Source organism: Streptomyces sp. NPDC006487 (assembly GCF_042870555.1).
In the GTDB taxonomy this organism is placed as follows: domain Bacteria; phylum Actinomycetota; class Actinomycetes; order Streptomycetales; family Streptomycetaceae; genus Streptomyces.
The window spans coordinates 325,130-348,977 of the sequence record NZ_JBIAHN010000001.1; the positions used below are offsets into that span (position 1 = coordinate 325,130).

Here is a 23,848-nt window from a genome sequence, read left to right on the forward strand (position 1 = left end):
TGACTTCCGTACGTGTCGCCTGAAGTGAAGCGCACCTCGCGGCGATGGGCAAAGGCTGCAACGGGGACCGTTGTCATTACCCATAACGCCTGTCTGACCTGCGGTTATGCCGGGCGCGCCGGATCGTGGGAAAATCGGCCCATGGTCCAGCGCCCCGGTGTGCCGACCGCGCCAGAGCTCCTCCTGGAAACGGACAGGGGCTCCACCGCGATGAGCCCGCGCCGGACGTACCACGTCGGCCGGGACCCCCTCTGCGAGATCTGCCTCGACGACGCACGCGTCTCCTGGCACCACGCGGTGCTGCGTCCGGACGGCGACCACTGGACGCTGGAGGACGAGGACAGCACCAACGGCACGTGGGTCGACGGCCACCGCGTCCGCGAGTGGGCGGTCGGCGTCGGCAGCGAACTGCGCTTCGGCAGCGCCGCCGACGGACCGCGCGTCCGCTTCGCCGAACCGGCCGCCGTCTCCCGGCCCTCCTCGGTCTCCCGCCCGGACATGACCAGCACCTTCCGGCAGCCGACCTCGGTCCGCCCGCTGGCCGACCGGGCCGCCGTCCGCATCGGCCGCGGCCCCGACAACGACCTCGTCATCAACGACCTCGTCGTCTCCCGCCACCACGCCGAACTGCGCGCCCGCCCCGACGGCAGGTACGAGATCGCCGACCTCGGCAGCCACAACGGCACCTACCTCAACGGTGCCCGTCTCGCCGGGGCCGCCGCCATCGGCGAGGGCGACATCGTCGGCATCGGCCACTCGGCCTTCTGCCTGGTCGGAGACCAGCTGCAGGAGTACGTGGACACCGGCGAGGTCTCCCTCGACGTCCAAGACCTCGGCGTCGCCGTCGACCAGGGCCGCAAGACCCTCCTCGACCACGTCTCCTTCCCCGTCGGCGCCACCTCCCTGCTCGCGGTGGTGGGCCCCAGCGGCGCCGGCAAGTCCACCCTGCTCGGCGCGCTGACCGGCCTGCGCCCCGCCGACCACGGCACCGTCCTCTACGACGGCCGCGACCTCTACCGGGACTACGCCGAACTGCGCAGCCGCATCGGCCTCGTCCCGCAGGACGACATCCTGCACGCGCAGCTCACCGTGCGCCGCGCCCTCGTCTACGCCGCCGAGCTGCGCTTCCCACAGGACACCGCCAAATCAGAACGCGAGGCCCGGGTCGACGAGGTGATCGGCGAACTCGGCCTCCAGCAGCGTGCCGACCAGCCCATCCACAGCCTCTCCGGCGGCCAGCGCAAACGGGTCTCCGTCGCCCTGGAACTGCTCACCAAGCCCTCCCTGCTCTTCCTGGACGAGCCCACCTCAGGACTCGACCCGGGCATGGACCGCTCGGTGATGAACATGCTGCGCGGCCTCGCCGACGACGGCCGCACGGTCATCGTCGTCACCCACAGCGTGCTCAACCTGAGCGTCTGCGACCGCCTCCTGGTCCTCGCACCCGGCGGCCGCATCGCCTACTACGGCCCTCCGGACGAGGCACTGGGCTTCTTCGGCTTCGAGCAGTGGCCCGAGGCCTTCGAAGCCTTCGAGAACGAGCGCGAGCGGGACTGGGCCGGGGAGCACCGCGCCTCACCGCTGTACGGCCGATACGTCGACGTCGCCGGCCGGGTACCGCTCGCCGGCGCCGGCGACCGGGCCGCCGGCGTCGCGCCGAAGCCGCCGCCCAAGGCGCAGAGCTGGGGTTCGCAGCTCTTCACCCTGATCCGCCGCTACGCCGCCGTGCTCAGCGCCGACCGCACCTTCCTGATCATCATGGTCGCCCTGCCGTTCGTCATGGGCGCCATGGCCCGCGCCCTGGCCGGCAGCGAGCTCACCGCGGAGACGGCGCTCAACGCGCTGTTCATCCTGTGCGTCGGCGGCGTCCTGACCGGAGCCGCCAACGCCGTCCGGGAACTGGTCAAGGAACGCGTCATCTACCAGCGCGAACGTGCCGTGGGACTCTCCCGGTCCGCCTACCTGATGTCCAAGGTGGTGGTCCTCGGCGCCATCACCATCGCCCAGGCGGTGGTCCTCACCCTGGTCGGCCTCGCCGGGGTCAAGACCAACGCCCCCGGCGGCAAGGGCCTCTTCCTGCCACCGCTCATCGAGATCACCCTCGTCGTCGCCCTGCTGTCCGTCACCGCCATGGTGCTCGGACTGCTGATCTCCGCCCTGGTGTCCAAGGAGGAGGTCACCATGCCGCTGCTGGTCCTGCTCACCATCGTGCAGGTCGTCTTCTGCGGCTCCCTGCTGAAACTCACCGGGGTCCCCGTCATCGAACAGTTCGCCTGGTTCGTGCCGGCCCGCTGGGCCATGGGCGCGATGTCGGCCACCATCGACCTCGGCGCCATCGTGCCCGGCAAGATCACCCAGGATCCGCTGTTCGACCACAAGCCCCGCCTGTGGCTCATCGAGGTCGGGATGCTCGCAGCCCTTGCCGTGCTGTTCGGCGTGCTGACGGGCCGGGTGCTGCGCCGCCACGAGCCGACGATCATGCGGAAGTAGCCGCGATGACCAGCCCCGGCCAAGCCGCGGACTTCCGGCCCACCCACATCGTCCCGCAGGACGGCCTGCCCGCGTGGGAGACCCCGGACCTGTCCCGCCCGACCGTCCCGCTCGACGCCTTCCTCCCCGTACGGCTGCTGTCGCGGCGCGGGGAATGGGGGGAGATCCTGTGCGCCAACGGGTGGTCCGCCTGGGTGGACGGACGCCTGCTGCTCGCCGTGCCGCAGCCCCCGCCGACCGGCGGGCGGCCGCTGACGCGCGTCGAGGACCCGCAGCCGCTGCTCGCCCGCTGCACCGAGGAGCTGGAACGCTACCGGCGGGCCGTCACCGACCTCGCGGCCGGGCGGACCGACCCCGAATCCTTCCGGCGCTCCCTGCGCGGAGTGCGCGTCGGCGTCGTGGTCGACGGGGAGTCCGTGTGGCTCTACGACGAGACGGCGGGACGGTGGATGTACGGGGACGGGAGCCGCCTGGCCACCTACGCGGTCGTCGCGGGACCCGGTGCCCCGCCCGCGCCCCAGACACCGCCGGAGGAAGCCGACACCGAGGGCGGTGTCGACGTACGAGACGTTCCGCGCGGTCCGGATGTTCCGCACGAACCCACGAAGATCGTGGAGCTGCCCGGGCCGGAGACGGGCTGATGGGCTCCCATCCGGGTGCGCAGCCGTTCCGCGGGCGGGAGTCCGACCTGCGGGGGCGGCGGATCGCCGGGTACGTGGTGGAGGCCGAGATCGGGCGCGGCGGGATGGCGGTCGTCTACCGCGCGCACGACGTACGGCTGGACCGGACCGTCGCGTTGAAACTCCTCGCGCCCGAACTCGCGCGCAACGACGTCTTCCGGCAGCGGTTCGCTCACGAGTCGAAGGTGGCGGCGGCCATCGACCACCCGCACATCGTGCCCGTCTTCGAGGCGGGGGAGACCGACGGGATGCTCTACATCGCCATGCGGTACGTGGCCGGCCAGGACCTGCGGGCCATGCTGGACCGGACGGGCCCGCTGCCGGTGGAGGCGGCTGCCCGGATCGCGGGTCAGGTCGCCTCGGCACTGGACGCGGCGCACGCCCACGACCTGGTGCACCGGGACGTGAAACCGGGCAACATCCTGGTCGCGGGCGGTACGGACAGCGAACACCCCGAGCACGTCTACCTGACGGACTTCGGGCTGACGAAGAAGTCGCTGTCGCTGACCGGGTTCACGAGCGTCGGGCAGTTCGTCGGGACCCTGGACTACGTGGCGCCCGAGCAGATCGCCGGGAAGCCGGTCGACGGCCGGTGCGACGTCTACAGCCTGGGGTGCGTGGTCTACGAGACCCTGGCCGGAGGCCCGCCGTTCCAGCGCGACGACGACATGGCCCTGCTCTGGGCCCACCAGTACGATCCGCCGCCCGCCGTGTCCTCCCGGCGGGCGGGCCTGCCGGCGGGGGTGGACGAGGTGCTGGCGCGGGCCCTGGCCAAGGCGCCGGAAGACCGGTGGGGAAGCTGCCTGGAGTTCACGGGGGCGCTGCGGCGTGCGGGAGCGGGCGAGGGGACGGGCCCCGGCGCGGCGGCGATCGTCCGTCCGCCCGCCCGGGCGGCTTCCGACGGGCCGCCGCCACCACCGCCCCGGTGGGCCCTGCCGGTGTTCTAGAGGGTGTCTCCGGGTCGTGATCAAGGCGATGGGCCGGCCGCGACACCGCCCGCAGCCGCGTCTAGCCTGGTGTCATGGCATCGGTGCAGGTCGGCGGGGTGGAGGTGGCCTACGCGCGCGCGGGTCACGGTCCGCCCCTGGTTCTCGTGCACGGAGCAGGCGCGGACGGCCGCATGTGGCAGCCGCAACTCGATGATCTGAAGGACGAGTTCACCGTGGTGGCCTGGGACGAGCCGGGAGCGGGACGTTCCTCCGATCTGCCGGCCGGCTTCAGCCTGGAGGACTTCGCCCACTGTCTCGCCGCCGTGATCGAGGCGCTGCGGCTCGGCCCGGCGCACGTTGCCGGGCTCTCCTGGGGCGGGACGGTCGTGCTGGAGCTGTATCGCCATCGTCCGGAGCTGGTCAGGACGATGATCCTGGCCGACACCTACGCCGGGTGGAAGGGCTCGCTGCCTCCGGAGGAGGTGGCGGCCCGGGTCGAGGGGGCCGAACGGATGCTCGCCGCGCCCGGGGGGCGGTTCGATCCGACACTGCCGGGGCTGTTCGCCGGTGACCCTCCCGCCGAGTTCGTGCCGTTGCTCGACGCAATGGCCGACGACGTGCGTCCGCAGACCATGGGAGCGGAGCTGTTCATGATGGCCGGGGCCGACGAGCGCGACCTGCTGCCCGCGATCACCGTGCCGACCCTGCTCCTCTGGGGCGAACTCGACGTGCGGTCACCGTTGAGTGTCGCCCGTGCGTTCCAGGACGCGGTGGCGAACAGTGAGCTCGTGGTGCTCCCCGGCGTGGGGCACGTCAGCAATCTCGAGGCACCGGAGCGGTTCAATCACGCCGTCCGCCGGTTTTGCCGTGCCCGTGCGTGATCGGGTGTCCGGGGTCTCGTTCTCGTTCCGGTTCTCGTTCTAGTCGTCGTTGGCGGGAGCGGGCGTGCACACGACGTGGGCCGTGACCTCGGCGTGTGCGGCCGAGGCGTACCAGCCCTTGCGGCCGTCCGCGTCGACGACGGGGTGGGAGGCCAGGAGGGTGTGCCGGAGCGTGCCGTCGCGGCCGTGGTCCCAGTGGGTGGTGGAGTACCCGCCGGACTGCACGGCCGTACCGCGAGGACAGAACACCGTGCTGACGGACACCGCCTGGGCGGAGGCGTCCTTGCGGCCGGTGTCGCCGGAGAGGTGGCGGGCACCGGGGCCGGTCGCCTGGGTGGGGAGGGCGGTGGAGAGGGTCAGGGCGAGCGCGGAGAGGGCGATCAGGCCAGCGGCGTGAAGCGGCCGGAACAGGCCTTTGGTCATGTTCACGGAGACGAGCGTGTCATGCGGAAACGATCCCCCGATGAGCCGATTTGCGACTGTTCACTCGAACGGCGCAAGAGGCGGGCGGCGGGTCAGCGGTCGGTGGGGTGGGCGCGGTCGGCGGATTCGGCGGATTCGGCGGGGGCTCGGCGGCCGGATCCGCCCCGGCGGCGGGGGAACAGGGCGCCGAGAAAGCCGGCCACCGCGCCCGCGAGGAAGCCGAGACCGACCGTGCGCCAGAGCAGCGGGCTCAGCTCCACGTCCCCGCTGAGGTCGGAGACATCCCCGAGGCCCAGCAGGGAGAGGCCGAACTGGGCCTCGATCCGGGCCAGCAGGCAGACCACCAGGGTCGCCAGGGCCAGGGCGACGGCCAGGTGGAGGGCGTGCTGCCAGGGGCGGACGTGCGCGGGCGAGCGGGCGGCGGCCAGTGCGCCGGCGCCGAGCAGGAGGACGACGGCCAGTACGACCAGCCACCAGGCCCGGGAGTCCCGCTCCGCGAGCGAGGCCACGTCGATGGTGGACAGGTCCGAGGCGGAGCCGGAGCCCTGGCCGGTGGCGCGCAGCACCTCGTCGAGGACCTGCGGCACGGGCAGCCCGAACGGGCCCTCGGCCTTGCCCTCCCAGGCCCCGCCGAAGCCGAGCGTGAGGGCGGGCCAGACCAGATTGGGCAGGCCCAGCAGGATCACCGCCACGGTGCGGTCCGCGTGCCCCTGGGTCGCGGCCACGACCAGACCGACGCCGACCCCGACGGCAACGTACGCCAGGAGGAGCGCGACCACGGCGAACGCCGCCGGCCGCACCGCCGCGTGGAAGCGGACCAGCCCCGCCGGGAGCGGCGCGCGCCGGGACACCAGCAGGGCGATCAGCAACAGGCCCAGGATCCAGAGCAGTCCGAAGCCGAGGGTGGCGGGGATCGCGGCCTCGAAGCCCACCGTCGGGCCGGCATCGAGGACTTCACCGATGTCGCCGATGATCGAATCGCCGGTGGAGATCGCGAAGTCCCGGCGGGCCAGCAGAGCGATTCCGGTCAGCGCCACCAGCCAGAGGAACACCAAGGGCGCGGCGCGGGCGAGCAGTTCGCGCGTCCCCGCCACGGCCCGGTTGTGCAGGGGACGCAGGAAGAGCCAGCCGGCGGTCAGGGCGCCGGCCAGGCTGACGGAGAGGGGGAGTACGGACAGGCTCGCGTCGGCCCCCGCCAGGAAGCCGGCCCCGCCCGTCACCTCGACCGAGCCGCCCGCGGCCATCAGCACGACGGCGGCCACCACGTGCGGGAACGCGCCGCCGGGCAGATCGCCGGCGCCGGCGAGGGCGAGCCCCGCGGAGGCGACGACCGCCATGACCACGAAACCTGCCAGGACCGCGACGAGGGCGTCGCGCCAGGCTCGCGCGGCCGGTGCCGTTGTAGAGCTCACCCTGCCACCGTAGGCAGCTCCGCTTGCGGCCACCACCCGGACGGCGCACACAATGGTCGCCAGGAGTGCACTGAATCCGGAGATTTCCGCTGATGATCCGCGGAAGTTCCATAACGGAACATCCATAACGAAATTTCCGTAACGGAACGTCCGAAACGGAACGTCCACCGAGCACCGTCCGCAGGGTCCGCAAGGGCCCGGAAGGTCCGCAGGGCCGCAGGGCCGCAGGGTCCGCAGCGGAACGTCCACAGGGGACCGGAACCCCTCCGCCTGGGAAGAAGAGCCCGTGACCACTCAACCCTCCGGCCAGCAGCCGCCGTGGCCGACACAGCCGTCACAGCCGCCCTCGCAGCCGCCGTCGTCTTCGTCCGGGCGCCCCACGGGCCCACCCTCCGGGCCCCTGTCCGGGGGCCGTGAAGGCCCCCCGCCACCTCCGCCGCCCGCCCCTCCCGGAGGATCCGGGAGCGGGGTGCCCCCCGGACCGCCCGAGCCCCCGCACAAGGCCTGGTGGCGCTCGGTTCCCCGGCTCGCCACCACGATCGTCGCCCTTGCCGCCGCCGTGACCCTGGCCGTCGTCCTGACCAGGCCCAGCGGCGGCGGGGGCACCACCACCTCCGCGGGAAACGAGGTCTTCCTGCAGCCCGCGGCGGCGTCCGGGCCCGACCCCTTCACCGAGTCCACCGCCGCCAAGGACGCCACGGCCCCGCCCGAGAGCCCGCCGCCCCCGACGACGCAGACGAAGCCCGAGTCGAAGGCCCCCTCGGCCACGGGAACCACGGCCACCCGCAGCGTCAGCGGATCTTCGCCGGAGCTGTTCGGGGGCACGAGCAACGTGGCCAGCTGCGACGTCGAGAAGCAGATCCGGGTGCTCTCGGCGCAGCCCGCCAAGAACGCCGCCTTCGCCTCCTCGCTCGGCATCCAGCCGACGGCCGTGCCGGGGTACCTGCGCTCCCTCACCCCGGTCCAGCTCCGGGTGGACACCCGGGTCACCAACCACGGCTACCGGGACGGCGCCCCCACCAGCTACCAGGCCGTGCTCCAGGCCGGGACCGCGGTGCTCGTGGACGACCGCGGGGTGCCCCGGGTGCGCTGCGCCTGCGGGAACCCGCTCGGGCCGCCGGTGGCGCTGCAGGCCAACCCGAAGCGGTTCGGGCAGCCTTGGACCTCGTACCAGCCCTCGCGGGTCGTGGTCATCGCGCCGTCCGTGACCATCGTGAACAACTTCGTGATCTACGACTACCACGACCGGCGCTGGTTCGAGCGCGACCGTGGTGACCACCACGGCCGGCACGACAGGCCGATCCCGCCGCCGGTGATCCCGACGCCGATCTTCACCACCCCGCCGCCGTCGCCGACGTTCACCTCGCCGTCCCCGACGCTCACTTCCCCCTCGCCGACGTTCACCTCGCCGTCCCCGTCGGTGTCGCCGTCCGAGTCCCCGTCGCAGTCCCCCTCCGAATCGCCTTCGCAGTCGCCTTCGGAGTCGGTCTCGCCTTCGGAGTCCGTCTCGCAGTCCCCGTCCGAGTCGGCCTCGGAGTCGGCCTCGGAGTCCCCGTCGGAGTCGGTGTCCGCATCGGTGACCGGGTCGGAGTCACCGTCGGAGTCCGCGTCCGAGTCGCCGTCGGAGTCCCCGTCCGTGTCCGCCTCGGTGTCCGAGTCGGCCTCGACCTCGCCGTCCGCGGACCGGCGGGCGAGCTCGCCGACGTCGTCCGTGTCGCCCTCGAAGAGCGCGGTGGCGCCGTCACCCTCGCGGAGCTCGTCGGAACCACGGTCTCCGGCCCCGCCCAAGGTCTCCTCGGCGGCGCCGGTGGTTCCCGAGCCCCCCGTGACCTCGGTGCGGCCTGAGCCGCCGAAGCCGACACCCCCGCCGCTCGTCTCGCCGCAGCCCGAGGTCCCGCCGCCGCCCCCGCCGCCCCCGCCGGTGACCTCGGTGCGGCCCCAGCTCCCGCCGCCCCCGCCCTCGCCCTCGCCGATCGAGCCCGGATCCGGTGGCGACGCGGGTCAGGACGGAGGTACGGACAACGGCGGCGGTGGCCAGTAGGGCCCCCGCCCGAAACGAAGACCTCCCCGAGGGCCGCCGGCCCTCGGGGAGGTCTGGTACTGCCGTCGTGCGCGGGAGGCTGCTAGCGGACGCGCCCGTACAGGTTCGGGTTGTACGCGCTGAAGCTGGAGACGCGAACCTGCCTGCCCGGGCGGGGGGCCTCGATGTACTTGCCGCCGCCGAGGTAGACGGCCACGTGGTGGATGCCCGAGACGCTGCCGTTCGAGGTCCAGAACACCAGGTCTCCGCGCCGCAGTTCGGAGCGGGAGATCGGGGTGGTGGCCCGGTACTGGTCGGAGGCGACGCGGGGGAGGCTGATGCCCGCGGAGCGGTACGCGGCCTGGACCAGGCCCGAGCAGTCCCAGCCGCGGGGACCGTTGCCGCCCCAGACGTACGGGTCGCCCAGGTGGCTGTTGGCGAAGGAGATGGCGCCCTCCGTGCCCTGGCGAACGGGGGTGCCGGAGGAACCCGAGGAGCCGGACGAGCCGGATGAGCCGGATGAGGAGCCGGAGCCGGAGCCGCGGGCGAAGCGCTCGTACTTGGCCTTGTGCTGGGTCCAGCGCCACCAGCCGGTGCCGTCCTTGTACCAGTACACGCGGTCCGTCGCGTCCCAGCCCGCGCGGCCGCGGAAGGTCGGCTCGGAGGTGCGTACGGAGGAGGGTGAGGAAGACGAAGAGGAAGAGGAAGAGGAGGCGCCGGCGGAGGAACGGCCGGTGTTCGCCACGTACTTGCTGTAGTGCTGGGTCCAGCGCCACCAGCCGGTCGCGTCCTTGTACCAGTACTTCGAGCCGTCCCAGCCCGCGTGCGCCGGGGCCGGTTCGGCGGACGCGGTGCCCACTCCGGTGCCCATCAGCAGCGTGGCGCCGACCGCCGCGACCACGGCGCCGCGCAGGGTGCAGCGACGGCGGCGGGCCGCGGCGGCCGTCATGGCCGTCGTGCCGCGCGCGCAGCCGGTGCAGTCACAGCTGTCGGGTATTTCTTCGGTGAACTCGGGCGTGCGCATGCATGGTTCCTTATCCATCGGGGGTGTTTTCACAGGGCGTCGGCGGCAGGGCCGCGCGCGGTGTAGAAGGCCACGGTCAAGTCCTTGACCAGGGCCTTGCGTTCGTAGTCGTCCAGGCTCACGAGCCCGCGGTCCGACATCCGGTGAACGGTGTCGTCGACGGCGTCGAGCACGGAGGTCAGGACGGAGTCCCGGTGCCGGGCGTCGATCGAGGCGATCCGGCGGCGCTGCATCGCGGCGGCGACCTCCGGTGCGTATTCGACGTGCAGCGGCCGGGCGGAGAAGACTTCGACGCCGACGGCCTTGCACTCGGCGGCGAGCAGCTGGGTCAGCTCGTCGCCGACGGCCTCGGTGTCGCGCAGGGTTTCCGGTGCGGCCGGTCCGCCCGGTCCGGGGCCGAAGGAGTCGGCGGGCATTCGGGAGAGCACCCGGGCTGTGGCGGACTCCACCTGCCCGCCCAGGTACGCGGTGTGGTCGTCGACCGCCAGCAGTGCGCGGGCGGTGTCCCTGACCCGCCATACGACGAGGACCACGGACCGCAGCGCGGTGCCCTCGGAGTCCACGACGCACAGCGGCTCGCTGCGCCAGTGGCGCAGCCGTACATCGACGCGGGTGTGCCGGGGCAGCGGGTTCGACCAGAAGAGGCCGGTACGCCGGACCGTGCCGTGGTAGCGGCCGAACAGGGTCAGCGACCAGGCCTGGCCGGCGCGGCCGCGCCGCAGTCCGCAGAGCGCGGCGAGGGTGAGGAGCGCGCACCAGACGACGAGGGCCAGGGGCCAGACCTCGGTGGGCGAAGTGGAGAGGCGGATCTCCTCGAACCAGGGGAGGAGGGCGGCGCAGGCCGTGGCCGGCGCCGCGGTGAGCAGGGCCCACCAGCCGGAACAGGCCCGCGCGGGGCGTTCGGTCAGCTCGGGATCGAGCACGGCGGGGAGAGTCCGCGGGGTGGCCGGCGCGGCCATCGCCGGTCGGGCGGGCCGGGGTATCGCCCCGTGTGCGGCGGTCTGCCGGAGGGTCTCGGGCTCGGCGGGCCCGCGGCCTCCGTGGGGGCGGCCGGGGGTGCCGGAGCGGCCGGGGGCCGTGGCGGGGGCGGCAGCCTGTTCCTCGTCGCGGAAGAGCGGGCCGAGGACGAGCGGGTCCCGGTAGGGCCGCACGACCGGACTCCGGGGGGTGGGGTCGGTGCGGGAGGTGGATATCCGGCCCGGGGTCCGCGCCCCTGTCTCCGCCCTTTCCGTCCCTGCTTCCACCACCCCTTCCACCACCCTTTCCCTCACGCCTTCCACCCCTCCCTTCGGTGCCTCGGCCGGTTCTCCGGTCGTCTTCGGCGCTTGCGACAAACCACACCCCACACAGCCGTGGGCGCCAACGGTCCCGTTCCAGGGGGTTCCTGACGCCAGCAAAGATGATCACGAACGGATCGATCTTCGCGAAATCGTACAAGTCACCTATTCGGCGAAAGTCGCGACAGGCCGGGACTTTGGTCCCTTTTCGTCCCAGTACTCGGCGTCCGGGGCGGTCGCCAGCGCACAAGGGGTTGCGGGGCGCCGCCGACACGCCGGAACCGACCACCGCGTACGCGAACCCGCACCCTCCCCGTACCGCCGAGGCAAGCTCCCGCGGACCGGCGCGCACCGTCGAAGAGTGAGACCCTGAAGGTGTGGCCGAAAGGGGAGTGACCCCCCAGGTCGAGTGGCCTGCCCGGACGGACACGAGCCTCGCGCTCAACCACATGGGCACCTTCGACTGGGACCTCGACAGCGGGCAGATGTTTCTGGACACCACCGCCCTCGAGGTCCTCGACCTGCGCCCCGGGGAGTTCACGGGCACCCCCGCCGGACTGCGGGTCCGACTCGCGCCCGGCGAGGAGGTACGGCTCGACGCCCGGATCGCGCAGGCGCTGAAGTCCGGCCGCACTCACTACGGGGCCTACGTGCGCAGCCGCGACCGGGACGGGGCGCCGGGCTGGACCCATGTCCAGGGCCGCATCCTGCGGGACCCGCACGGGCGCCCGTACCGGATCATCGGCATCGTCCGCGACGCCGTCCACGACCCCGGCGAGCCCGGCGCGGCCGGTGAGCGCGACGAGGGCCGGCGCCGCATGACCGGGGTCGTCGAGCGGACGACGGCGATCCTGGCGCACGCCCGCACCGTCAACGACGTCACCGACGTCCTCAAGGACCCCGAGGCCCTCGGCCACCTCGGCGCGGTCAGCGTCATGCTCGGCGTCGTCGACGGCGGCCGGATCCACCTCGTCGCGGAGGGGCAGCTGGGCGCGTACGTACCGGAGACCGAGTACACGCGGATCGACGCGCCGCTGCCGCTGAGCGAGGCCGTACGGACGATGCGGCCGGTGTTCCTCGGCTCCCGCGAGGAGTTCCAGCGGTGCTACCCGGACCTGTGGCCGTACATCGAGCCGCTGTCCGTCCGCAGCGGCGTCTATCTGCCCCTGATCGCGCAGGGCAGGCCCGTCGGCGCGCTCGGGCTGCTCTACACGCGGGAGGGGGACTTCAACGCCGAGGAGCGCAACGTACTGATGGCGCTCGGCAGCGGCATCGCACAGAGCCTTCAGCGCGCGATCCTCTTCGAGCAGGAACACGACCTCGCCGAGGGCCTCCAGAAGGCGATGCTGCCGCGCCGGATCCCGGAGGTGGCGGGGGCGCGGATCGCCGTACGGTACCGGGCCGCCCGGATGGGGCGGGACATCGGCGGCGACTGGTACGACGTCGTCCCGCTCGACGAGGGCCGGGTCGGCGTGATGATCGGCGACGTGGAGGGGCACGACACGGACGCCGCCGCCGTCATGGGCCAGCTGCGCATCGCGCTGCGCGCGTACGTCGCCGAGGGGCACACGCCCGGCACGGCCATGGAGCGGGCCTCGGCCTTCCTGCGGGATCTGGAGACGGAACGCTTCGCCACCTGCACCTACGCCGACATCGACCTCACCAGCGGCATGGCCCGGCTGGTCCGCGCAGGGCACCTCGACCCGGTGGTGCGGCGCGGCGACGGCAGCTGTCACCGGGTGCAGGTTGCGGGCGGGTTGCCGCTGGGCCTGCCGGCGCGCGAGCCGGGGGAGGCCGGTGCGGGTGCCTCCGGCGGCCCGGGTGCCTCCGGCGCCGCCGGTACGGGATACCCGGTCACCACCCTCGAACTGCACCCCGGGGACACCCTGCTGCTCTGCACGGACGGTCTGACCGAACGGCCCGACGGGGACGGAGAAACCGGTCTGCGCGAGCTCATGGAAGCGGTCCGGGACGGGCCGGCGGACGTGGAGGAACTCGCCGACGTGCTGTGCGGCCTGGTCGGGGACTCGGGCGGCGGGGACGACATGGCCCTGCTCCTGCTGCGCCGCCGCGGCACCCCGCTCCCGCGCGGCGGCGGCCCGCTGCGCCACCGGCTCACCCCCGGGGACCCGGACGCCCCGGCGATGGCCCGGCACCTGATCCGGGCGGCCGCCGCGGCGTGGGGTGCGTGGGGCGTGGCCGACGAGATCGAGCTGGCGGCGGACGAGCTGATGACCAACGCGCTGGTCCACACGGACGGAGTCGGCGGGGTCAGCATGCGGCTGACCCCGGAGGGCCGGATCCGGATCGAGGTGGAGGACACCAGCAGTGCCCTGCCGCGGCGCCGGGAGGCCGACGACTGGGCGGTGTCGGGGCGCGGCCTGATGCTGGTGGACACGCTCGCGGACGCCTGGGGCGTGGAGCCCCGGGGCGGCGGGAAGTGCGTGTGGTGCGAGTTCGCCGTACCGGCTCCCGCTCCTTCGCCCCCGGAGCCCGACACGGTGTAGGCCCGGGGTCGGCGCGGGGTCGGCCAAGCGGCCGCGTACGGGCTCCGCGCGCCCTGGGCGGGCCCGTCCGCGTTTTCGGCGCGGCCCTGGAGGGTGCACCGGGCGGGTGCGGGCGAATGGCTGATGTCGCCCGACTCGCGCTGTGTTCATGCGCTCATATGCCTGGAGTGGGATGATCCTGCCTGGATGCCCACCCTGCGCCCGCTGTTGCCCGTCATGCTGCCGGCTCTGCTCACCGCGGTGCTCGTGGTCCCGGCGCCCCCGCAGGCCCATGCCTCCGGGATCGGCAAGGGCGAGGGGATCGAGACGGCCCGCACCGCCCGGCAGATCGCCCCCGGGGTACGGCTGGAGTCGTACGACCGGCTCGAAGCCGACCGGTGGCTCCGCATCGACGAAGTCGACGTCCAGCTGTCGGGCACGGGCACGGGCACGGGTACGGGCACGGGTACGGGTCCGCACACCGGCCGGGGTGCCGGTGTGCGGGCGGAGTACCTCGGCGGCCGGGGCGTCGCCACCCTCGCCGACTCCGCCGCCCGCCACCCCGCCGGACCGGGCCGCCGGGTGGTCGCCGCCGTGAACGGGGACTTCTTCGACATCCGGGGCACCGGCGCCCCGCTCGGCCCCGGCATCGGCGCGGGCCGGCTGCTGCACGCGGCCTCGCCCGGCGCCGGCCAGGCCGTCGGCTTCGGCGCCGACGGGCCGGGCCGGGTGCTCCGCCTCGTCCTCGACGGGAGCGTCACCCTGCCCGGCGGCCGGATCCGACCGCTCGCCGGCTTCAACACCGCGAGGCCGCCCGCCGAGGGCTTCGCCGCCTACACCGCCGACTGGCCGGCGGACGGACTCCCCGTGTCCGGACCGGCGGTGGAACTGCGCGACGGCCGGGTCACGGCCGTGCGCACGGCGCTCCGCGGGCCCGTGCGCCGGGAGCGTCCCGGACCCGGCACCACCCTGCTGGTCGCGGCAGGCGCGGCCGCGCCGGAACTCGCCGCCCTGCGCGCCGGGGACGCGGTCGCCGTGGCGGCCCGCCCGGTGGCGGCCGGGGGCGGGCCGCTCCCGGCGAGCGCGGTCGGCGGCCGGGAAGCGCTCGTGGTGGCCGGGGTCCCGCAGAACCACGACGGCGAGCCGAACAACGCGGCCGCGCCGCGCACCGCCGTCGGCTTCTCCCGCGACGGGCGCCGGGCCCGCCTGGTCACCGTCGACGGCCGCCAGCGCGACAGCGGAGGGCTGACCCTGACGGCGCTCGGCCGGCTGATGCACCGGCTCGGCGTCCACGAGGCCCTCAACCTGGACGGCGGCGGCTCCTCGACCCTGCTCGCCGCGCTGACCGGGGAGACGGCCCTGACCGTGGAGAACTCCCCGTCCGACGGCCGGCAGCGCCCGGTCCCCAACGGCCTGGTCCTGACCGCCCCGGCCGGCTCCGGCCTCGCCGCCGGCTACCGCATCGAGCCCGTGGGCGGGGCTGCGCGGGCCTTCCCCGGGCTCGCCCGGACCCTCAGGGCCACCCCCTACGACACGTCCCTCGGCCCGGTGTCCGCGCAGCCGTCGGCTCCGGCGTGGTCCCTCCCGCAGGGCCGGGGCCGGATCGATTCCGGCGGGGTCCTGCGGGCGTCGGGCCCCGGCCCGGTGGAGGTGCGGGCAGGCCTCGGACCGGCGCGCGGGGCGCTCCGCCTCGACGTCCTCGGAGAGCTGACCGGGGTCCGCGCCGTGCCGGAACGGATCGGGCTCGCGGAGGAAGGGGAGACCGCGCGCTTCGTCCTGACCGGGCACGACGCGCAGGGCGCCGCCGCCGTGGTCGAACCCGGGGACGTGGAGCTCGACTTCGACCGTTCCCGGTGGAAGGTGGCCGAGGACGGGCGCGGCGGATTCACGGTGACCGCCCGAGTCCCGAACGCGAAGGGTGAGTTGCGCGCCACGGTACGGGGGATCCCGGCCGTCTCGCGCACCTCGGGCGCATCGGGCGGGGCGGCCGCTTCGGGAGCCTCCGGTACTTCCGGTGCTTCCCTGGCTCCGGCCCGGCTGGCCCTCGGGGTGGGCCTGTCGGACGTGCCGCTCGCGGATCTGGAGGATGCCGCCCGCTGGACCGGTTCCGGCGCCTCGCCCGGGGAGGGCCGTCCCGGCCGGGGGCTCGCCCTCGCACCGCCCACCGGGGGCGGGAACGCCGCGGCGACCCCGCCCCGTCCCCTCCGGGTCCCCGAACTGGCCCGCTCGCTCTCCCTCTGGGTGCACGGCGACGGCTCCGGGGCCCGGCCCGCGGTGGAACTGACCGATGGAGAGGGGGCCGCCGTCACCCTGCGCGGTCCCGCCGCGGACTGGACCGGCTGGCGGGAGATCGACCTGCCGCTCCCGGCGATGGCGGAGCGGCCGTTCGCCGTGACCCGGCTCGCGGCCACGGCTGCCGCGGTCACCCGCGCCAAGGCCCCGGCCGGGGCCAGGGCCCCCGCCGAAGCCACGCCCGCCGCCCCGCGGCTGCTGCTGGACACCCTGGCGGCGCGGACGCCGCCGACCGGGGTCGTGCCTGCGGCCGGGGGCCCTGATCCGATCGTGGCCACGCCGGCCCGGGTGAACGCCCGGCCCTGGCGGTTCGCGGTCGCTCCCGCCGGAGCCCGGGCGGCCGCGGTCTCCGCCGCAACCCCGGGGGCGGTCTCCGCCCGGACCGGGGCCGTCGACTTCGCGCTGACCGGCACGGGCCGCCCCGCCTTCGTGCACCGCGGCGTACGGTTCCTGCCGCTCGGCTCCACGCGCCGCACCCTCGCCGGCGGTGGGCTCGACCGGATCACGGCCCTGCGCGCGGCCCTGGCGACGGCCGCCCGGGAGCCGGGCACGGGCGCGCTGGCCGTCGTAGAGCCGTACGCGCCGCAGGCCGTCGACCGCAAGGAGGCCGCCCTGCGCCTGCGGCTCCTGGCGGAGTTCCGCCGGGCCACCGGCAAACGGGCCGTGGTCATCACCGTCGGCGCCCCCCGGTTCGCGGCCGGCCGCACCGAGGGCGTGCTCACCGTCGCGGCCCCGCGCACCGGCCGGACCGTGATCGGCGCCGACGCCTTCGCCACGGGCGACTGGCTCTCCGTACTGCCGGCCGGCAGCCGGTGAAGGCGGTCAGGAACGGAGAAGCACCGGCCGCCCACCCGCACCTAGCGTGAAACCCATGGACATCAACCTTTCGCAGTGCTTCATCGCCGTCGACGACCACGACACGGCGGTCCCCTTCTACCGGGACGTCCTCGGTCTGGAGGTCCGCGGCGACGTCGGCTTCGAGGGGATGCGCTGGGTGACCCTCGGTTCGCCCGCGCAGCCCGATGTCGACATCGTCCTCGAACCGCCCGTCGCGAACCCGAACGTCTCGTCCGCCGACCGGGAGGCCATGGCGGAACTGCTGGCCAAGGGTCTGCTGCGCGGAGTCATCTTCAGCACCGACGACTGCGACGCCACCTTCGAACGCATCCGGGCCGCCGGCGGTGACGTCCTCCAGGAGCCGATCGACCAGCCGTACGGCGTCCGTGACTGCGCCTTCCGCGACCCGGCCGGAAACATGATCCGGTTCCACCAGCCCCGCAAGAGCTGAGATCCACCGCCCCTCCTACCTGGCGCCGCTCCCGGAGGACACCGCCGATCGGGTAGACAGGGGAGCGTTGCCGCGACCGCGAAGGCGGCGTCAGCCCAACAGTATGGAGAGACGATGAGCAAGGTCACGAGGACGGGCACGCAGTCACCCGAGCCGCACGCCGCCGACGTCCACGACCTGATCCGCGTACACGGTGCGCGCGTGAACAACCTCAAGGACGTCAGCGTCGAGATCCCCAAGCGCCGGCTCACGGTCTTCACCGGCGTGTCCGGCTCGGGCAAGAGCTCCCTGGTCTTCGACACGATCGCCGCCGAGTCGCAGCGGCTGATCAACGAGACCTACAGCGCCTTCGTGCAGGGCTTCATGCCGACCCTGGCACGGCCCGAGGTGGACGTCCTCGACGGCCTGACCACCGTCATCACCGTCGACCAGCAGCGGATGGGCTCCGACCCCCGCTCGACGGTGGGCACCGCCACCGACGCGAACGCGATGCTGCGCATCCTCTTCAGCCGGCTCGGAAAGCCGCACATCGGCTCGCCCAAGGCCTTCTCCTTCAACGTGGCCTCGATCAGCGGGGCCGGCTCGGTCACCTTGGAGCGCAGCGGCCAGACCGTGAAGGAGCAGCGCAGCTTCAGCATCACCGGCGGCATGTGCCCGCGCTGCGAGGGCCGGGGCTCGGTCAACGACATCGACCTCACCGCGCTGTACGACGACACCAAGTCGCTCGGTGAGGGCGCCCTCACGATCCCCGGCTACACGATGGACGGCTGGTACGGCCGCATCTTCAGCGGCTCCGGCTTCTTCGACATGGACAAGCCGATCCGCAAGTACACCAAGCGCGAGCTGAGCGACCTGCTCCACAGGGAGCCGACCAAGATCAAGGTCGAGGGGATCAACCTCACCTACGAAGGCATCATCCCGAAGCTCCAGAAGTCGATGCTGTCCAAGGACGTCGAGGCGCTGCAGCCGCACATCCGGGCGTTCGTGAAGCGCGCGGTGACCTTCAGCGTCTGTCCCGACTGCCAGGGCACCCGCCTCAGCGAGGGGGCCCGGTCCTCGAAGATCAAGAAGATCAGCATCGCCGACGCCTGCGCCATGCAGATCAGCGACCTGGCGAAATGGGTCCGCGACCTCGACGAGCCCTCGGTGGCCCCGCTCCTGGCCACGCTCCGCCAGACCCTCGACTCGTTCGTGGAGATCGGGCTCGGCTACCTCTCGCTGGACCGGCCCTCGGGCACGCTGTCGGGCGGCGAGGCCCAGCGCGTCAAGATGATCCGCCACCTGGGCTCCTCGCTCACCGACGTCACCTACGTCTTCGACGAGCCCACCGTCGGCCTGCACCCCCACGACATCCAGCAGATGAACCGCCTCCTGCTGCGGCTGCGGGACAAGGGCAACACGGTGCTCGTCGTGGAGCACAAGCCGGAGACGATCGCGATCGCCGACCACGTCGTCGACCTCGGCCCCGGCGCGGGCCAGGGCGGCGGCACCATCTGCTTCGAAGGCACCGTCGAGGGGCTGCGGGCGGGCGACACCATCACCGGCCGGCACTTCGGCGACCGCGCGAGCCTCAAGGAGACGGTGCGCACGCCCAGCGGAAAGCTGGAGATCCGCGGCGCCAAGACGCACAACCTGCGGGGCGTCGACGTCGACGTACCGCTCGGGGTCCTCGTCGTGGTCACCGGAGTCGCCGGCTCCGGCAAGAGCTCCCTCGTCCACGGCTCGATCCCCGCGAGCGAGGGCGTGGTCTCGGTCGACCAGGGCGCGATCCGCGGCTCCCGGCGCAGCAACCCGGCCACCTACACCGGCTTGCTCGACCCGATCCGCAAGGCCTTCGCCAAGGCCAACGGGGTGAAGCCGGCCCTGTTCAGCGCCAACTCCGAGGGCGCCTGCCCCGGTTGCAACGGCGCGGGGGTCGTCTACACCGACCTGGCGATGATGGCCGGTGTCTCCACCACCTGCGAGGAGTGCGAGGGCAAGCGCTTCCACGCCTCGGTCCTGGAACACCACCTCGGCGGCCGCGACATCAGCGAGGTCCTCGCGATGCCGGTCACCGAGGCCACCGAGTTCTTCGGCGCCGGCGAGGCGCGCACCCCGGCCGCGCACAAGATCCTGGAACGGCTCGCGGACGTGGGCCTGGGCTACGTCAGCCTCGGCCAGCCGCTGACCACCCTCTCCGGCGGCGAGCGGCAGCGGCTCAAGCTGGCCACGCACATGGCGGACAAGGGCGGGGTCTACGTACTCGACGAGCCGACCGCCGGCCTGCACCTCGCCGACGTCGAGCAGCTCCTCGGCCTGCTCGACCGCCTCGTCGACTCCGGCAAGTCGGTGATCGTGGTCGAACACCACCAGGCGGTCATGGCGCACGCCGACTGGATCATCGACCTGGGCCCCGGCGCCGGTCACGACGGCGGCCGGATCGTCTTCGAGGGCACCCCCGCCGCCCTCGTCGAGGGACGCGCCACCCTCACCGGCGAACACCTGGCGACCTACGTGGGCGCCTAGGCCGGGCGCCGGGCCCGGACGCTAGAGCCGGACGAGGGTGACCTCGGTCGCCTTCACGCTGGTCCACACCGCGGCGCCGTCGACGATTCCCAGTTCGGCGGCGGCCTCGGGGGTGATCTCCGCGACCAGGTCGGGCGCCCGGTCCGAGCCGATCAGCACGCGCAGGCGGCTGCCGACCGAGGTGATCTCCCGTACGGTGCCGGGCCAGACGTTACGGGGGCTGCCGCCCGGGCGGTCCCGGTGCACGGACACCGCCTCGGGGGCGATGATCGCCAGCGCCTGTGCCCCCGCGGGCAGCGCCTCGGCCACCACCAGGCGGCCCCCGGCAGCGAGTTCCAGCCCGTCGGCCGAGGCCGTGCCGGGCCAGGCGTTGCGGCCCAGCATCCGCGCCACCCACGGGGAGCGCGGGTGGCGGGTCACCTCGGCGGGCGGGGCGTCCTGCAGGGTCCGCCCGTCGGAGAGCACGAGGACACGGTCGGCCAGGGACACCGCCTCGACGGGGTCGTGCGTGACGATGAGGCAGACCCCGCCGAAGCCCGCCAGGTGCGTGCGCAGGGTGTGCCGGACCCGGGCGCGGGTGGTCTGGTCCAGGGCGGCGAGCGGCTCGTCCAGCAGCAGCAGCCGGGGCCGGGCGGCCAGCGCGCGGGCCAGTGCCACCCGCTGGGCCTGCCCGCCGGAGAGCTGGGCGGGCTTGCGGTGGGCGAGGTGCCCGACGCCGAGCCGGTCCAGCCAGGCCTGCGCCTCGGCCCGGGCCGCGGCCCGGGGCACCCGGCGGGCGCGCAGCCCGTACGAGGTGTTGGCGAGCGCGCTCAGGTGCGGGAACAGCGCTCCGTCCTGGGGGACCCAGGCGACCTGACGCCGGTGCGGGGGCAGGCCGGTCACATCGGCGTCGCCGAGCCGCAGCTCGGCATGGGCGCGGGGGGTCAGGCCGAGCAGGGCGCGCAGCAGGGTGGTCTTGCCGGCGCCGTTCTCGCCGACGACGGCGATGGTGGTGCCGGGTTCGGCATCGAGGGTGAGCTCGTTGAAACCGGTGACGGTGGCGTGCAGCGGCCAGTGCCCGCCGTCGGCGGAAGTCCCGTCCGCCTGCTGGGCCGGTTCCGTGGGCCGGGGCGCCGGGGAGGCGGGGGAGAGCGGAGCCCCGGGTGGTACGGGGCCCACGGGATCGGGGCCGGCGGCTTCCTCGGCGACCACCGGCGCACCGCCGTCCTTGCGGGCGACGGGGGTTCCCGTCCATCTCCCGCGCAGGGCGATGAGTACGGCCATGGCGATCGCGAGCAGCAGCAGGGACACGGAGGTGGCGGCCTCGGGCGCGTCCTGGAGCAGCAGGTAGACCTGGAGCGGGAGGGTCTGGGTGGTGCCCGGGAGGTTGCCCGCGAAGGTGATGGTGGCACCGAACTCGCCGAGCGCCCGCGCCCAGGTCAGCGCGGCTCCGGCGACCAGGCCCGGGGCCACCATCGGCAGCGTCACGGTGAAGAACACGCGCAGCGGCGTGGAGCCGAGGGACGCGGCGGTCTCCTCGTAGCTCGGCTTGAGCCCGGCGAGCGCGCCCTCCAGGCTGATCACGAGGAAGGGCATCGCGACGAAGGTGGCCGCGACGACCGCACCGGAGGTGTGGAAGGGCAGCGTGATGCCGAAGGTGCCCTCCAGCCAGGGTCCGAGCAGCCCGCGCCGGCCGAAACCGAGCAGCAGGGCCACACCGCCGACCGTGGGCGGCAGCACCATGGGGAGCAGGACCAGCGAGCGCACCAGCGCCTTGCCCTTGAACTCGACACGGGCCAGCAGCCAGGCGAGCGGCACCCCGAGGAGGAGGGACAAGCCGAGCGCCCACAGGGACACGACCAGGGAGAGCCGGAGCGCTTCGACCACACCGGGGCTGGTGAGGTGCGCGCCGAGATCGCTCCATTGGGTGCGGGTGAGGATGCCGACGAGCGGCATCAGCAGGAACGCCACGGCGAGCAGCGCGGGGAGCGCCAGCGCCACGGGGGGCCGGGCGCGGCGGGTACGGAGTCTGCTCATGTGGGTTCCTGGCCGGGGATGTCGGGACGCCACCGGGGATGTCGGGACGCCTGGGCGGCGTCTGAAGCGTAATGCGGCGGACGTCAAACGGAGAGGGACTGCCCGTCCCCCCGGACCGGGCAGTCCCCCTCCGTCACCGGACCCTTGAGGCGGTCACGCCTTCTGGAAGCCCGCGTCCTGGAGGATCTTCTGGGCCTCCGGGGTGCTCAGCCAGGCCACGAACGCGGCCGCGGCCTCGGCGTTCTTGGAACCCTTGAGCGAGGCGGCCGGGTACGAGGCCACGGCGTTCTCGGCGTCCGGGATCTCCACGACGGCGACCTTGTCACCGGACTTGAGGGTGTCGGTCTTGTAGACGAGGCCGGCGTCGGCCTCGCCCAGCTCGACCTTGCTCAGTACGGCGCGGACGTTGGGCTCCTGGGAGACCGGCTTCACCTCGATCTTCTGGGCGTCGAGGATCTGCTTGCTGTAGCGGCCGACCGGGACCTCGGGCGCGGCCAGCACGACCTTGAGCTTGGTGTCGGCGAGGTCCTTGAGACCGGCGACCTTGAACGGGTTGCCCTTGCCGGTGGCGATGACCAGACGGTTCTTGGCGATGATCGCCGGGTCGTTGGTCTCGGCCTTCAGGCCGTCCATGGTCTTGGTGTCGGCGGTGACCAGCGCGTCGGCCGGGGCGCCCTGCTTGACCTGCGCGGCGAGCTCCTGCGAACCGGCGAAGGAGAAGGTGACCTTGGTGCCCGGGTGCGCCTTCTCGTACGCGGCGCCGGCGGCCTTGAAGACGTCGGTGAGGGAGGAGGCGGCGAGCACCGTCAGGTTCGCGGCCTTGGCCTCGGCGGACGCGGAGGCGCTCGGGGAGGCGGCGGCCCCGTCCTTCTTGTCGTCGCTGCTGCCGCAGGCGGCGAGCGCCGGCGCGAGCAGGGCGGCGGAGAGGGCGAGCGCGGCGGTACGGCGGTTCAGGGGCAGGATCGGGGACATGAGCTGGTGCTCCTCGGTCGGGTCGGCGGCCGGCCTGGTGCCGGATCCGCGCGGTGGTGACCCGCGCCGGTGACGGGCGGAGCGGGTGGGGACGCGTCGTACTGAGCGGGGTGGAACGTTGTGTGAACGGGGTGGTGCCGAGCGGTACTGAACCGAGCGGTTCCGGCGCGGGGTCAGGCGCGGTCGATGTGCACGCTGGTGGACTTCACGCGGGCGGTGGCCCGCATGCCGACCTCCAGCCCGAGCTCGTCGACGGCCTCCCGGGTGAGCAGGGAGACCAGGCGGTGCGGACCGGCCTGGATCTCGACCTGGGCGGCCACGTCGCCGAGCTTGACGGCGGTCACGATCCCGGGGAAGGCGTTGCGCGCCGAGGTGTAGGTCTCGCCGTCCTCGGCGTACGCCCCTTGTGCCACCTCGACGGAGAAGGCGGCCAGGGCGCGGCCGTCGATCAGCCGGCGACCGCTCTCGTCGCGGTGGGTCGCGACGCGGCCGGCGTCGGCCCAGCGGCGTGCCGTATCCGGGCTGACGCCCAGAAGACGGGCCGCCTGACCGATGGTGTAGGACTGCATGTGCGACAAGGTAGGGGCACGTGTACCGCATTTGCAATTCCATTGGGATGATATCCATGGCAGATACCACCGCACTTGTCGTAACCGCCAAAAACCCTTCCGTTTCCACGGACTCGGCCCCGCCCTGCTCGCCTCGCTAAAGTCGGGGCATGGCTGAAGAGGGAACCGCGGGTGCGGGGTCGGCGCGGGTCGACGTGTGGATCTGGTCGGTCCGGCTGACGAAGACGCGGGCGATCGCCGCCACGGCGTGCCGGGCGGGACACGTGCGCGTCAACGGGGAGCGCGCGAAGCCGGCCCAGGCGGTGCGGGCCGGGGACGAGGTGCGCCTCTTCCACGCGGGACGCGAGCGCATCGTGGTCGTGAGGCGCCCCGTCTCCAAGCGGGTCGGCGCCCCGGCCGCCGCGGAATGCCTGACGGACAACAGCCCGCCGCCGCCGACCCCGGTGGAGGCGGCGGTGGTCGGCATCCGCGACCGCGGCGCGGGCCGCCCGACGAAGCGCGAACGCCGCGAGATCGAAAACCTGCGCGGCGGCCGCTAGGCCGTCTCTTTCGGATCTTGCCTGGCCCGCGCGGCCCCCGCTGCC

The 23,848-nt window shown here is 73.7% G+C and carries 16 protein-coding genes and 1 pseudogene; 10 read left to right on the top strand and 7 right to left on the bottom strand.

The annotated features are described in order from the left end of the window. Positions 1 to 141 precede the first annotated feature (141 nt). The 4 genes from ACFYM0_RS01485 to ACFYM0_RS01500 all read left to right on the top strand — a co-directional run bounded on the left by ACFYM0_RS01485 (position 142) and on the right by ACFYM0_RS01500 (position 4,980). A complete protein-coding gene (locus ACFYM0_RS01485) occupies positions 142 to 2,490 on the top strand; it encodes an FHA domain-containing protein (RefSeq protein ID WP_388495457.1) in 2,349 nt (782 codons plus the stop codon). 5 nt (positions 2,491 to 2,495) lie between these two features. Further along, a complete protein-coding gene (locus ACFYM0_RS01490; RefSeq protein ID WP_388495458.1) occupies positions 2,496 to 3,131 on the top strand; it encodes a hypothetical protein in 636 nt (211 codons plus the stop codon). Beyond that, complete coding sequence (locus tag ACFYM0_RS01495; RefSeq protein WP_388495460.1) at positions 3,131 to 4,117, top strand: serine/threonine-protein kinase; 987 nt, start codon at positions 3,131 to 3,133, stop codon at positions 4,115 to 4,117. Before ACFYM0_RS01490 ends, ACFYM0_RS01495 begins: the two co-directional genes overlap by 1 nt. Before the next feature lie 74 nt (positions 4,118 to 4,191). Further along, positions 4,192 to 4,980, top strand: a complete 789-nt coding sequence (locus tag ACFYM0_RS01500; RefSeq protein ID WP_388495462.1) for an alpha/beta fold hydrolase — start codon at positions 4,192 to 4,194, stop codon at positions 4,978 to 4,980. A 39-nt stretch (positions 4,981 to 5,019) separates the two neighbouring features. Here the strand turns inward: ACFYM0_RS01500 and ACFYM0_RS01505 are convergent, their stop codons facing one another. Together ACFYM0_RS01505 and ACFYM0_RS01510 are read right to left on the bottom strand one after the other, a co-directional pair. Then, positions 5,020 to 5,409, bottom strand: coding sequence for a hypothetical protein (locus ACFYM0_RS01505; protein WP_388495463.1), 390 nt, complete (start codon positions 5,407 to 5,409; stop codon positions 5,020 to 5,022). A gap of 86 nt (positions 5,410 to 5,495) precedes the next feature. Then, positions 5,496 to 6,815, bottom strand: coding sequence for a streptophobe family protein (locus tag ACFYM0_RS01510; protein ID WP_388495465.1), 1,320 nt, complete (start codon positions 6,813 to 6,815; stop codon positions 5,496 to 5,498). Positions 6,816 to 7,215: 400 nt separating this feature from the next. On the opposite strand from ACFYM0_RS01510, the pseudogene ACFYM0_RS01515 reads away from it, so the two are divergent. Next, positions 7,216 to 8,448, top strand: a pseudogene (locus ACFYM0_RS01515) (DUF6777 domain-containing protein); the annotation flags it as partial. A gap of 490 nt (positions 8,449 to 8,938) precedes the next feature. Here the strand turns inward: ACFYM0_RS01515 and ACFYM0_RS01520 are convergent. Further along, complete coding sequence (locus ACFYM0_RS01520; RefSeq protein WP_388495466.1) at positions 8,939 to 9,859, bottom strand: C40 family peptidase; 921 nt, start codon at positions 9,857 to 9,859, stop codon at positions 8,939 to 8,941. 29 nt (positions 9,860 to 9,888) lie between these two features. Then, on the bottom strand, positions 9,889 to 11,010 hold the full coding sequence (locus ACFYM0_RS01525; protein WP_388495467.1) for an SPFH domain-containing protein: 1,122 nt from the start codon (positions 11,008 to 11,010) through the stop codon (positions 9,889 to 9,891). Positions 11,011 to 11,585: 575 nt separating this feature from the next. On the opposite strand from ACFYM0_RS01525, the gene ACFYM0_RS01530 reads away from it, so the two are divergent. The 4 genes from ACFYM0_RS01530 (at position 11,586) to ACFYM0_RS01545 (ending at position 19,707) form a co-directional block, all read left to right on the top strand. After that, positions 11,586 to 13,643, top strand: coding sequence for a SpoIIE family protein phosphatase (locus tag ACFYM0_RS01530; RefSeq protein WP_388495833.1), 2,058 nt, complete (start codon positions 11,586 to 11,588; stop codon positions 13,641 to 13,643). Positions 13,644 to 13,829: 186 nt separating this feature from the next. After that, positions 13,830 to 16,730 carry a phosphodiester glycosidase family protein gene (locus ACFYM0_RS01535; protein ID WP_388495469.1) on the top strand — a complete coding sequence of 967 codons (2,901 nt, stop codon included), beginning with the start codon at positions 13,830 to 13,832 and terminating at the stop codon, positions 16,728 to 16,730. Between the two features lie 55 nt (positions 16,731 to 16,785). Beyond that, on the top strand, positions 16,786 to 17,202 hold the full coding sequence (locus ACFYM0_RS01540) for a VOC family protein (protein ID WP_388495471.1): 417 nt from the start codon (positions 16,786 to 16,788) through the stop codon (positions 17,200 to 17,202). Positions 17,203 to 17,316: 114 nt separating this feature from the next. Further along, complete coding sequence (locus ACFYM0_RS01545) at positions 17,317 to 19,707, top strand: ATP-binding cassette domain-containing protein (RefSeq protein WP_388495472.1); 2,391 nt, start codon at positions 17,317 to 17,319, stop codon at positions 19,705 to 19,707. A gap of 21 nt (positions 19,708 to 19,728) precedes the next feature. Here the strand turns inward: ACFYM0_RS01545 and ACFYM0_RS01550 are convergent, their stop codons facing one another. From ACFYM0_RS01550 to ACFYM0_RS01560, 3 genes are all read right to left on the bottom strand, one after another. Next, a complete protein-coding gene (locus tag ACFYM0_RS01550) occupies positions 19,729 to 21,723 on the bottom strand; it encodes an ABC transporter permease (RefSeq protein WP_388495475.1) in 1,995 nt (664 codons plus the stop codon). Positions 21,724 to 21,876: 153 nt separating this feature from the next. Further along, positions 21,877 to 22,695, bottom strand: coding sequence for a molybdate ABC transporter substrate-binding protein (gene modA, locus ACFYM0_RS01555; protein ID WP_388495477.1), 819 nt, complete (start codon positions 22,693 to 22,695; stop codon positions 21,877 to 21,879). Between the two features lie 173 nt (positions 22,696 to 22,868). Beyond that, positions 22,869 to 23,264 carry a molybdopterin-binding protein gene (locus ACFYM0_RS01560; RefSeq protein WP_388495478.1) on the bottom strand — a complete coding sequence of 132 codons (396 nt, stop codon included), beginning with the start codon at positions 23,262 to 23,264 and terminating at the stop codon, positions 22,869 to 22,871. 149 nt (positions 23,265 to 23,413) lie between these two features. Here ACFYM0_RS01560 and ACFYM0_RS01565 point away from each other — a divergent pair, with 149 nt between their 5' ends. Continuing rightward, on the top strand, positions 23,414 to 23,803 hold the full coding sequence (locus ACFYM0_RS01565; RefSeq protein WP_388495480.1) for an RNA-binding S4 domain-containing protein: 390 nt from the start codon (positions 23,414 to 23,416) through the stop codon (positions 23,801 to 23,803). Positions 23,804 to 23,848: the final 45 nt, after the last annotated feature.